The organism is Metabacillus sp. GQ13, assembly GCF_059758525.1.
Genome location: NZ_JCAXET010000019.1, coordinates 100,318 through 111,400, shown reverse-complemented (window position 1 = coordinate 111,400; position 11,083 = coordinate 100,318). Strand labels below are relative to the sequence as shown.

5 protein-coding genes and 16 tRNA genes are annotated in these 11,083 nt (G+C 36.9%); all 21 read left to right on the top strand.

The genetic code is table 11. From position 1 onward, the window contains the following. Nucleotides 1-4 precede the first annotated feature (4 nt). The 21 genes from AC6CHR_RS20810 to AC6CHR_RS20710 all read left to right on the top strand — a co-directional run bounded on the left by AC6CHR_RS20810 (nucleotide 5) and on the right by AC6CHR_RS20710 (nucleotide 10,886). Nucleotides 5-93: transfer RNA gene (locus AC6CHR_RS20810), tRNA-Leu, on the top strand. 38 nt (nucleotides 94-131) lie between these two features. Next, nucleotides 132-208: transfer RNA gene (locus AC6CHR_RS20805), tRNA-Arg, on the top strand. Nucleotides 209-237: 29 nt separating this feature from the next. Then, a tRNA-Pro gene (locus tag AC6CHR_RS20800) sits at nucleotides 238-314 on the top strand. Nucleotides 315-330: 16 nt separating this feature from the next. After that, nucleotides 331-406, top strand: a tRNA-Ala gene (locus AC6CHR_RS20795). A 32-nt stretch (nucleotides 407-438) separates the two neighbouring features. Beyond that, a tRNA-Met gene (locus AC6CHR_RS20790) sits at nucleotides 439-515 on the top strand. Nucleotides 516-519: 4 nt separating this feature from the next. Next, a tRNA-Ile gene (locus tag AC6CHR_RS20785) sits at nucleotides 520-596 on the top strand. A 17-nt stretch (nucleotides 597-613) separates the two neighbouring features. Then, nucleotides 614-706 (top strand) — tRNA-Ser (locus tag AC6CHR_RS20780). 45 nt (nucleotides 707-751) lie between these two features. Further along, nucleotides 752-828: transfer RNA gene (locus AC6CHR_RS20775), tRNA-Met, on the top strand. Nucleotides 829-833: 5 nt separating this feature from the next. Beyond that, nucleotides 834-910: transfer RNA gene (locus tag AC6CHR_RS20770), tRNA-Asp, on the top strand. Between the two features lie 173 nt (nucleotides 911-1,083). Then, nucleotides 1,084-1,156: transfer RNA gene (locus AC6CHR_RS20765), tRNA-Phe, on the top strand. 29 nt (nucleotides 1,157-1,185) lie between these two features. Further along, nucleotides 1,186-1,261, top strand: a tRNA-His gene (locus tag AC6CHR_RS20760). An 8-nt stretch (nucleotides 1,262-1,269) separates the two neighbouring features. Then, nucleotides 1,270-1,343: transfer RNA gene (locus tag AC6CHR_RS20755), tRNA-Gly, on the top strand. Between the two features lie 12 nt (nucleotides 1,344-1,355). After that, nucleotides 1,356-1,432 (top strand) — tRNA-Ile (locus tag AC6CHR_RS20750). 17 nt (nucleotides 1,433-1,449) lie between these two features. Then, nucleotides 1,450-1,521, top strand: a tRNA-Asn gene (locus tag AC6CHR_RS20745). A gap of 6 nt (nucleotides 1,522-1,527) precedes the next feature. After that, nucleotides 1,528-1,618 (top strand) — tRNA-Ser (locus AC6CHR_RS20740). A gap of 25 nt (nucleotides 1,619-1,643) precedes the next feature. After that, a tRNA-Glu gene (locus AC6CHR_RS20735) sits at nucleotides 1,644-1,715 on the top strand. Nucleotides 1,716-2,841: 1,126 nt separating this feature from the next. Next, complete coding sequence (gene glgB / locus AC6CHR_RS20730) at nucleotides 2,842-4,773, top strand: 1,4-alpha-glucan branching enzyme (RefSeq protein ID WP_498250946.1); 1,932 nt, start codon at nucleotides 2,842-2,844, stop codon at nucleotides 4,771-4,773. Then, a complete protein-coding gene (locus AC6CHR_RS20725) occupies nucleotides 4,730-5,896 on the top strand; it encodes a glucose-1-phosphate adenylyltransferase (RefSeq protein ID WP_498250945.1) in 1,167 nt (388 codons plus the stop codon). The genes glgB and AC6CHR_RS20725 overlap by 44 nt, the downstream gene beginning before the upstream one ends. Nucleotides 5,897-6,035: 139 nt before the next feature. Next, the gene (locus AC6CHR_RS20720; protein ID WP_498250951.1) at nucleotides 6,036-7,052 is read left to right on the top strand and encodes a GlgC family sugar phosphate nucleotidyltransferase; all 1,017 of its coding nucleotides are present in this window, start codon (nucleotides 6,036-6,038) and stop codon (nucleotides 7,050-7,052) included. Beyond that, on the top strand, nucleotides 7,049-8,506 hold the full coding sequence (glgA, locus tag AC6CHR_RS20715) for a glycogen synthase GlgA (RefSeq protein ID WP_498250944.1): 1,458 nt from the start codon (nucleotides 7,049-7,051) through the stop codon (nucleotides 8,504-8,506). The genes AC6CHR_RS20720 and glgA overlap by 4 nt, the downstream gene beginning before the upstream one ends. Beyond that, nucleotides 8,481-10,886, top strand: coding sequence for a glycogen/starch/alpha-glucan phosphorylase (locus tag AC6CHR_RS20710; RefSeq protein ID WP_498250943.1), 2,406 nt, complete (start codon nucleotides 8,481-8,483; stop codon nucleotides 10,884-10,886). Before glgA ends, AC6CHR_RS20710 begins: the two co-directional genes overlap by 26 nt. Nucleotides 10,887-11,083: the final 197 nt, after the last annotated feature.

The window sequence follows — 11,083 nt, the reverse complement described above, 5'->3', positions numbered from 1 at the left end:
AAGTGCCGGGGTGGCGGAACTGGCAGACGCACAGGACTTAAAATCCTGCGGTAGGTGACTACCGTACCGGTTCGATTCCGGTTCTCGGCACCATTTTTTATAATAGCAATAGCTAAATAACTTTCATATTTGCGCCCGTAGCTCAATTGGATAGAGCGTTTGACTACGGATCAAGAGGTTAGGGGTTCGACTCCTCTCGGGCGCGCCATAATTTATTAAGATTTATTGCTTTTCAAACGGGAAGTAGCTCAGCTTGGTAGAGCACTTGGTTTGGGACCAAGGGGTCGCAGGTTCGAATCCTGTCTTCCCGACCATTAACCAAAACCCATTGGGGCCTTAGCTCAGCTGGGAGAGCGCCTGCCTTGCACGCAGGAGGTCAGCGGTTCGATCCCGCTAGGCTCCACCATTTAATTCCATAGAAACATTAATGATCATTTTGGCGGTGTAGCTCAGCTGGCTAGAGCATTCGGTTCATACCCGAAAGGTCGTGGGTTCGACTCCCTCCGCCGCTACCAAATTGGACCTTTAGCTCAGCTGGTTAGAGCAGACGGCTCATAACCGTCCGGTCGTAGGTTCGAGTCCTACAAGGTCCACCATTTTCTATCATATATTTGGAGGAATACCCAAGTCCGGCTGAAGGGATCGGTCTTGAAAACCGACAGGGGTGTCAAAACCCGCGGGGGTTCGAATCCCCCTTCCTCCTCCATATTTTTAAGTTAGAAAGTGTATGTTTTAATTTTAATACTATTGTCGCGGGGTGGAGCAGTCTGGTAGCTCGTCGGGCTCATAACCCGAAGGTCGCAGGTTCAAATCCTGTCCCCGCAACCAAAAATGGTCCGGTAGTTCAGTTGGTTAGAATGCCTGCCTGTCACGCAGGAGGTCGCGGGTTCGAGTCCCGTCCGGACCGCCATTTTAAAAATTGAAACTGATTATTTTTATACTTATCTTTAGTAATAGGGTTTCGATAAGCGAAAAGCTTGAGGAAATGACTAAACGATCATCGGAGCGTATGTGAATACGAAAAGTTGTGAGTGCAGAAACTGACGAAAAGATTTGAAGCTTAATGGAAGCCGTAAATTTTATGGCTCAGTAGCTCAGTTGGTAGAGCAATGGACTGAAAATCCATGTGTCGGCGGTTCGATTCCGTCCTGAGCCACCTTTTGAAAGTTGAAGACATATTTTGTGGCGGTTGTGGCGAAGTGGTTAACGCATCGGATTGTGGTTCCGACATTCGTGGGTTCGATTCCCATCAGTCGCCCCATTTTTTTCGCGGGTGTAGTTTAGTGGTAAAACCTCAGCCTTCCAAGCTGATGATGAGGGTTCGATTCCCTTCACCCGCTCCAATTTAATTTAATGGGCCTATAGCTCAGCTGGTTAGAGCGCACGCCTGATAAGCGTGAGGTCGATGGTTCGAGTCCATTTAGGCCCACCATTCCATTTAATTTTTATTCCGCAGTAGCTCAGTGGTAGAGCTATCGGCTGTTAACCGATCGGTCGTAGGTTCGAGTCCTACCTGCGGAGCCTTATGGGGAAGTACTCAAGTGGCTGAAGAGGCGCCCCTGCTAAGGGTGTAGGTCGCGTGAGCGGCGCGAGGGTTCAAATCCCTCCTTCTCCGCCAGTTTTAATATTATAGAAGACTCTTAGGCCCGTTGGTCAAGCGGTTAAGACACCGCCCTTTCACGGCGGTATCACGGGTTCGATTCCCGTACGGGTCATTTCTAAAAACTCTGCACTTTGTGCAGGGTTTTTTTCGTCTATCTTTAAATAAGATACTTGGCTTAAGATAAGCGATACTATACCTTAAGAAGGGCAAGCTACTATATATGACTCTAAGCTATAGACTAAGGTTCATCGATTATTTAGGCTAAATTAGGACTACTTTGATTAACCGATCCCACAGAAATATAGATTTCATTATGAAGCTACTTTTCATATTGTTTTAGAAGTCTCCCCAATTTACTATAAATTCAAATTAAGAATAGTCCGTAAAGAAATAAAAAGCTGTAGAGCGTGAATCTCTGTAGCCTTACTATCGTGCTAATTGAAACTAAAGAGAATGAAACATCGTTTAACGTATATCCAAAATTAATAGCAAATTCTTATATGAAAATGTTAAAGGCGGATGTCCTTAACATTTTCAGTCGTTGTTGGGTAAAAAGTAGAAATAGCTATGAATCTAACTGTGATAAATATCTTCTAATATTCAAAAGCAAGAGTTTTTCAATTTTTTCTTTATTACCCTTAATCTATTGATTTATTTATTCTCAATATAAGAAGGAAAATAACAGAGTTAATTGACATTAAAATTGAAAGAGAATGCAGTTTAAAGATGCATTTAGCTATTAATACATAAGGAAACTCTGTTACATACTATCTAAATATACTTCAAATTATGGTAATTTTAAAACCTTCTTATCGAGGTTCCCCTTAATACTTTGTGAAAGAAAAGCATCTTCCTTCAAATAATCCGTAAATTATTTAATTTTTTTTTCTTTCCTTTTGTAAATCGTTCTACAAAATTCAACAAAAAGTCGAATAAGATATTATTTTAATATACTAATCACATGAGATATTAGATGATTATTTAAGTGGTAAAACGTTTTCCTTACCTTCAATTATATTATTCCAATTCAGTTGCAAATTTTCTATAAAGTCAGTAGTTATAAGGGTTTCTAGTATCTATTTTTATATATTTGCCTTAATTTCTTATATTTTAAAAGTATAACATTCAAATAATGCTTCACTCACTTTGTTGGTTTCTGTCGTAAAATACAAGCGTTTTCAATAAAGGTATCTATATGTAAGTCTTGAATCTTTAGCATAGAGATAATAAGAGAAAGGATGACTTACGTGACACTTATTTGTCCAACAGATTATGATATTCATTTGTTTCATGAAGGGCAGTCGTTTGAAAGTTATGGTTTTTTAGGGGCACATATACAGAACCAAAATGGTGTAGTTGGAACAAATTTCTGTGTATGGGCACCACATGCAAGAAATGTAAGTGTTGTTGGAAATTTTAATACTTGGTCTGGACAAAATCATCAAATGGAACGAATCAATGAGCAGGGTATCTGGAGTTTATTTATTCCTCAGGTTAATACGGGTGAAATGTACAAATACGAAATTATTACAGCTGCTGGAAATACCTTACTGAAAGCTGATCCATATGGATTTTATTCAGAGGTTAGACCAAATACTGCATCTGTTGTTCATGATTTATCTGGGTATAGCTGGAATGACCAAAAGTGGAAAAAGAGGAAGCGTCTAAAGCCTCCTTACGATCGACCAATGGCTATCTATGAAGTCCATTTAGGATCGTGGAAAGTAAAAGATGGTGAGGAGCTATACACTTATACTGAATTGATCACAGAGTTGATCCCTTATGTGTTAGCTCATGGTTTTACACATATTGAGCTACTACCTATCATTGAACATCCTTATGATCGATCATGGGGTTATCAAGGTACCGGTTATTTCTCCGCTACTAGCCGTTTCGGTAGTCCACATGAATTAATGGCATTTATTGATGCATGTCATAACGAAAATATCGGGGTCATTATGGATTGGGTCCCAGGACATTTTTGTAAGGATGAACATGGGCTTTATATGTTTGATGGAGAACCCACATTTGAATACAAAAATCATATTGATCGGGAAAATATTGATTGGGGAACAGCAAATTTTGATCTTGGTAAACCAGAGGTACAAAGTTTTCTAATCTCAAATGCAGTTTTTTGGATTGATTATTTTCATGTAGATGGTTTCCGTGTTGATGCTGTTGCAAATATGCTTTATTGGGCTAATTCAAATGAGTTAGTAGAGAATCCATATGCTGTTCAATTTTTAAAGAAGTTGAATGAGGCTGTTTTTGCTAAAGATCCTGATATTTTAATGATTGCTGAAGATTCAACTGATTGGCCAATGGTAACTGCCCCTACCTCGTCAGGTGGTCTTGGTTTTAACTACAAATGGAATATGGGTTGGATGAACGACATTCTTACCTATATGGAGGCTTCTCCAGAGCATAGGAATGAACTCCACCATAAAGTAACATTCTCCTTATTGTATACTTTTACAGAAAATTTCATTTTACCGTTTTCTCATGATGAGGTGGTCCATGGTAAGAAGTCTTTACTGAATAAAATGCCAGGTGATTATTGGCAAAAATTTGCTCAATTAAGGCTTCTATATGGATTTATGATTGCACACCCTGGAAAGAAACTTATCTTTATGGGGGGTGAATATGGGCAATTTGATGAATGGAAGGATCTAGAACAACTTGATTGGTTTTTAGATGAGTATGAGATGCACAACAAAATGCGTTATTATTTCAAAGAACTACTGCAGGTCTATCAAAAGCAAAAACCCCTATTCGAATTAGATCACTCAGAAGAGGGTTTTGAATGGATTGATGTGGAAAATCGAGATCAAAGTATTTTCTCGTTTATCCGAAAATGTAAAAAAGAAAATGAACTTCTTGTGGTCATATGTAACTTTAAACCGGTTGTTTACCATGACTATAAAGTTGGTGTCCCGATTGAAACTGATTATAAAGAGATTTTAAATAGTGATGCAATTGAATATGGTGGTTCAGATCAATTGAATAAAAAGAATATAAAAGCAATTGAAGGTGAAATTCATGGAAGACCCTATCATTTATCGATGACAATACCTCCATATGGAGTTGTTATATTACGATCAGTTAAAAAAAGAGGGGAGATTAACAATGGGAAGAAAAAAGTGCGTCGCAATGTTGTTAGCAGGGGGTAAGGGAAGTAGATTAAGTTCCCTTACGATTAATTTAGCCAAACCAGCAGTACCTTTTGGAGGAAAGTATCGGATTATAGACTTTACATTAAGTAATTGTACAAATTCTAGTATTGATACTGTTGGTGTATTAACACAATACCAGCCGCTAGTGTTAAATTCTTACATTGGAATTGGGAGTGCATGGGATTTAGATCGTAAAAACGGTGGTGTGACAGTACTTCCTCCTTATACAGAATCGTCTGAAATGAAATGGTATAAGGGTACAGCAAGTGCTATCTATCAAAATATTAACTACATCAAGCAATATGACCCAGAATATGTATTGATTTTGTCTGGAGATCATATCTATAAAATGGATTATTCTAAAATGCTAGATTATCATATTGAGAAAAATGCAGATGCATCTATTTCAGTTATAGAAGTGCCATGGGAGGAAGCGAGCCGATTTGGCATTTTGAATACAAATGATAAGATGCAGGTTGTTGATTTCGATGAGAAGCCAGCTATACCAAAAAACAATTTGGCTTCGATGGGAATCTATATTTTTAAATGGTCTATTTTGAAAGAGTACTTAGAAATGGATGAAAGAAATCAATATTCAAGTCATGACTTTGGAAAAGATATTATTCCTTTGTTATTGGATGAAAAACGCAATGTTGTAGCATACCCATTTAAAGGATATTGGAAAGATGTTGGTACAGTAAAAAGTCTTTGGGATGCGAATATGGATTTACTAAAAGAGGATGAACAATTGAACTTATTTGATCGTGATTGGAAAGTCTATACAGTAAATTCAAATCACCCTCCTCAATTTATAGCAGAGGATGCTAGTGTGACAGATTCGTTAGTAAATGATGGTTGTTTTATTATGGGGAATGTCGATCATTCGGTTTTATTCCATGGAGTAACAATTGGAGAAAATTCAATGGTGAAAAATTCTGTGATAATGCCTGATGCAGTTATTGGCGAAAATGTATATATAGAAAATGCGATAATTCCGAGTGGAATAGATATCCCAAATGGAACAATTATATGCCCGGATCAGAATACAGACGAAGTTTTACTTGTAACTGAAGAACTAATTGAAGAAATAAGCACGGTCGTTGATAGTAAAATCATTTAAGGATTTACAATATAATAATAAATTTAGCGTATTCCTGGTTGATGCAGAGCATGTTTGGCCACCTATGTGTGTGCAAGCATGATCTTTATGCGTCAGCCCCATTATCATCAAAAGGGGAGAATTTTAATTGAATCAGAAGATGTTAGGCATTATTGATGCAACAGCGTATAAACCGGAAATTGAAAATTTAACACTCCATCGTTCATTAGCTGCAATACCATTTGCTGGTCGCTATCGAGTCATCGATTTTATACTCTCCAATATGGTGAATTCAGCGATAGAGAGCGTAGCTATATTTCCTAAATATCAATATCGATCATTGATGGACCATCTAGGTTCAGGAAAACAGTGGGATTTAAATCGTAAAAAAGATGGTTTATTCTTCTTCCCGTCTCCTCATTTGCATAATCAGTATGATGAATTTGGATCATTTCGTCAGTTTTCCGATCATATTGATTTCTTCTTAAGAAGTACGCAGGAATACGCGGTGATTACAAATAGTCATACTGTTTGCAATATTGACTTTAATCAGGTGTTAAACCGACATCTTGAAAATGGCTGTGATATGACTGAAGTCCGAAAAGATGGTAGTTCCCTGCAAATGTATATTTTGTCTACTAAACTTCTTTTAGATCTAATATCAGATAAAGAGAAGACAGGTTTAGGGACGCTAACGGATGTTATTAATCAACATAAAAATCAATTAACGATCTGTGAGTATGAATTTACAGGCTACACAGCTGTTATCGATTCAATCACTAGTTATTATAAGCATAGTATGGATATGTTAAAACCAGCTATTTGGAGTGAGATTTTCTTGAAGAGTCGCCCTATTTTAACAAAGGCTATGGATGAGCCTCCAACAAAATATGGGAAAGATTCAAAGGTGAAAAATTCATTAATTGCTAATGGCTGTAACATCGAAGGTCATGTTGAAAATAGCATTATTTTCCGTGGGGTTCATGTAGGAAAAGATACTGTTATTAAAAATAGTGTCATTATGCAGAAATCGCAAATTGCTGATAACTGTTCATTAGATCATGTCATTGCTGATAAAGAGGTGAAAGTAGTGGATGCTGCTGAAATAAAAGGGTCTACTATATTGCCATTTGTATTAAGAAAACGAACAACCCAAGGAGTGTTGGTGAATCCGTGAAAGTATTATTCGCAGTTGCAGAATGCGTACCATTTGTGAAAACTGGAGGATTAGCAGATGTTGCAGGGGCCTTACCAAAGGAATTAACCAAGGCAGGCATGGATGTGCGTGTTATCCTTCCTAAATATAATTTAATTCCGGAAAAGTTTAGAGATGAAATGAAAAAGGTGAAGGAAATTACAGTGCCTGTTGGATGGAGACAACAGTATTGCGGGATTGAAACGCTTGAGTATGAAGGAATTACTTATTACTTCCTCGATCATGAATATTACTTTTATCGTGAATCACTCTATGGTCATTATGATGATGGAGAGCGTTTTTCGTTCTTTTGTAGAGGTGTTTTAGATGCAATAAAAGCAATAGATTTTCAACCAGATATTATTCACTCACATGATTGGCACACAGGCATGATCAATTTCTTATTGAAAGAGGAATATAGAAAAGATGTCTATTATCAAGAGATGAAGACTGTCTTTACGATTCACAACCTTCAATTTCAGGGGATTTTTCCTTTTGATATTGTGAATGATCTCCTAACTTTAGACGTAGATCATTTTAAAGAATTAGAATTCCATGGCTATGTGAATTTTATGAAGGGTGCCATAACTGCTTCTGATTTTATAACGACTGTAAGTCCGACTTATAAGGATGAAATTCAAACAGCTTATTATGGTGAAAGATTGGATGGCTTATTACAGACTAGAAAAGCGTCACTTATTGGAATCGTGAATGGGATTGATGATGTGGTATACAATCCAGAAACGGACGAGGAAATCGTTGAGCAATATACTGTGAAATCCTTAAGTAAGAAGACTGTGAATAAAACAGCGCTCCAATCTGCATTTGGTCTTCCAATTAAGGAAATCCCTCTTATCTCAATGATTACTAGATTAACTAAGCAAAAGGGCTTGGACTTAGTAAAACGTGTTCTAGAAGACGTAATGAGCAAAGATGTGCAAATGATCGTTCTAGGTACTGGTGATCAGGAATACGAAGATTTCTTTAAATATATGGAATGGAAGTATCCAAATAAATTCAAGGCATACATAGGATTTGATGAACAGTTGGCACATCGTATCTATGCAGGCTCTGATCTCTTTTTAATGCCATCAAAGTTTGAGCCTTGCGGATTAGGCCAACTTATAGCTTTACGTTATGGCACAATTCCAATTGTGAGGGAAACTGGTGGATTAAATGATACAGTTACCTCTTATCGGGAGGATACAGAAGTAGGCAATGGCTTTACATTTCGGAATTTTAATGCACATGACATGTTAAACACAATAAACCGCGCTATTGAATTTTATTATCTAAAAGAGTCATGGCAAGAGATCGTCGAAAATGCGATGAATCAAGATTATAGTTGGGCTCAATCAGCTTTAAAATACAACCAGCTATATGCTGATTTAATGACTAGGAGTGAAAGTCATGTTCTCGAACAAAGATCGGTTTAAAGCGAACTTTTTAAAAAGATTAGAAAGTATGTGTGGGAAAGGTTTTGAAGAATCTACGAAACGAGACCAGTATCATACATTAGGAAATATGGTGAGGGAATACATTAGTTCAAAATGGATTGAAACAAATGAACAATACCGATCTGAAAATAAAAAGCAGGTGTACTATTTATCTATTGAGTTTTTACTAGGACGACTATTAGGGCAGAACTTGCTCAATTTACGGATACATGATGTTGTTAGGGAAGGGTTAAGCGAACTAGATATTCATCTAAGTGAAATTGAGGAATGTGAATCAGACCCAGCATTGGGTAATGGAGGATTAGGTCGCCTTGCTGCTTGTTTCTTAGATTCGCTTGCGACGCTAAACCTGCCTGGACATGGATATGGAATACGATATAAACATGGTTTGTTTGACCAAAAAATTGTTGATGGTTACCAAGTTGAACTCCCAGAGCAATGGCTTAGGCATGGAAATGTTTGGGAGGTTCGTAAGCCAGATGAAGCGATTGAGATTTCCTTTTGGGGGAGAATTGAAACAAGTTGTGACAATAATGAACTTTCTTTTAAACAAGTTGGAGATCAGAAAGTTTTAGCGGTTCCATATGATATGCCCGTTGTTGGTTTTCATGTAAATACAGTAAATACCTTAAGACTTTGGAACGCTGAACCTGCTTCATTTGGTCCAAATCAAGATATCTTAACGTATAAACGTGAAACAGAAGCAATCACTGACTTTTTATATCCTGATGATACGCATGATGAAGGGAAAATATTGAGATTAAAGCAGCAGTATTTTCTTGTATCGTCAAGTATTCAAAGTATTATTTCTTCTTATAAAAAGGAAAATGCAAATGTAAAAGAGTTACACCAATATGTTGCTATTCATATTAATGACACACATCCTGCTCTAGCTGTTCCGGAGTTAATGAGGATATTAATTGATATTGAGGGTCTTTCCTGGGAGGAAGCTTGGGAGATTACTAGTCAGACTATCTCCTATACTAACCATACCATTTTATCTGAAGCCATGGAAAAATGGCCAATCCATTTGTTTAAACCACTATTACCGAGAATCTATATGATTGTTGAGGAAATCAATGAGCGTTTTTGTACAGAGCTTTGGGAGCGTTACCCAGGTGAATGGGAACGTATTGAACATATGGCGATCATTGCACATGGATTGGTGAAAATGGCTCATCTTGCTATAGTAGGTAGCAGTAGCATTAATGGGGTTGCTAAAATCCATTCTAACATTTTAAAAAATCGAGAAATGAAGTCTTTTTATGAATTATATCCTTGGAAATTTAATAACAAAACAAATGGCATTACACATCGCCGTTGGTTATTAAAAGCAAATCCTGAGTTAACCGCATTAATAAAGGAATCAATTGGCGAGGAATGGGTTAAGCATCCAGAAAAGCTATTAGATTTAAAGAGACATATCTATAACCCTTTATTGAAGGAACAATTTGCAGAAGTTAAAAGGAAAAGAAAAGAGATTCTAGCAAAAAAAATAGCTGAAAAAAATGGAATTATTGTTGATATTGATTCTATTTTTGATGTGCAAGTTAAGAGATTACATGCTTATAAGCGGCAATTATTGAACGTTCTACACATTATGTATTTATATAATCGAATAAGTGAGGATTCGAATTACACGATTCAACCTCGTACGTTTATCTTTGGTGCCAAAGCGTCACCAACCTATTATTATGCAAAAAAAATTATAAAATTGATCCACTCATTAGCTGATAAGGTCAATAATGATCCAAGAGTTTCGAAAGTTATAAAGGTAGTTTTTATGGAAAATTATCGTGTATCACTTGCAGAGGATATTTTTCCTGCAGCAGACATTAGTGAACAAATTTCAACAGCAAGCAAAGAAGCATCAGGCACTGGAAATATGAAATTTATGATGAATGGTGCCTTAACAGTTGGAACACTTGATGGGGCGAACATTGAGATTATGGATGAAATTGGAAGGGGGAACATCTTCACCTTTGGGTTAACCGCAGACGAGGTTTTGAAATATGAAGAAAATGGACGGTACAGATCAATGGAATATTATCATCATGATCAAAGAGTACGCCAAGTTGTTGATCAATTAACAAATGGTTTTTACTCAGAGGATGAAGGTGAATTTGAATCGATTGCCGATTCCCTTCTTGTTCAAAACGATCAGTACTTCGTCTTGCGAGATTTTGCTTCATATATCGAAATTCAAGAAAAGGTAGGATTAGCTTATCAAAATCCCGAGAAATGGTATGAGCAAGCCTTACTAAATATTTCTCATTCTGGTTTCTTCTCAAGTGATCGAACGATTCAACAATATGCAGATGACATTTGGAAAATAGAACCCCTAGGTGTAGAAATGTAAACAAGGGTTTTAGTTTGTCCTTATAAAGTTTAATAAATAGGAATAAAGTAGTGTGTTCTCCAGAGTGAGAGCACACTGCTTTTCTGTATCCAGGAAATTTTTAGAAATTGTAAAGGGTAAAATCGCTCGACATCCATCTCCAGATATTAGCGACGTATGAACTTCACTCTCCTCCATAAGATAATTCACCATCAATA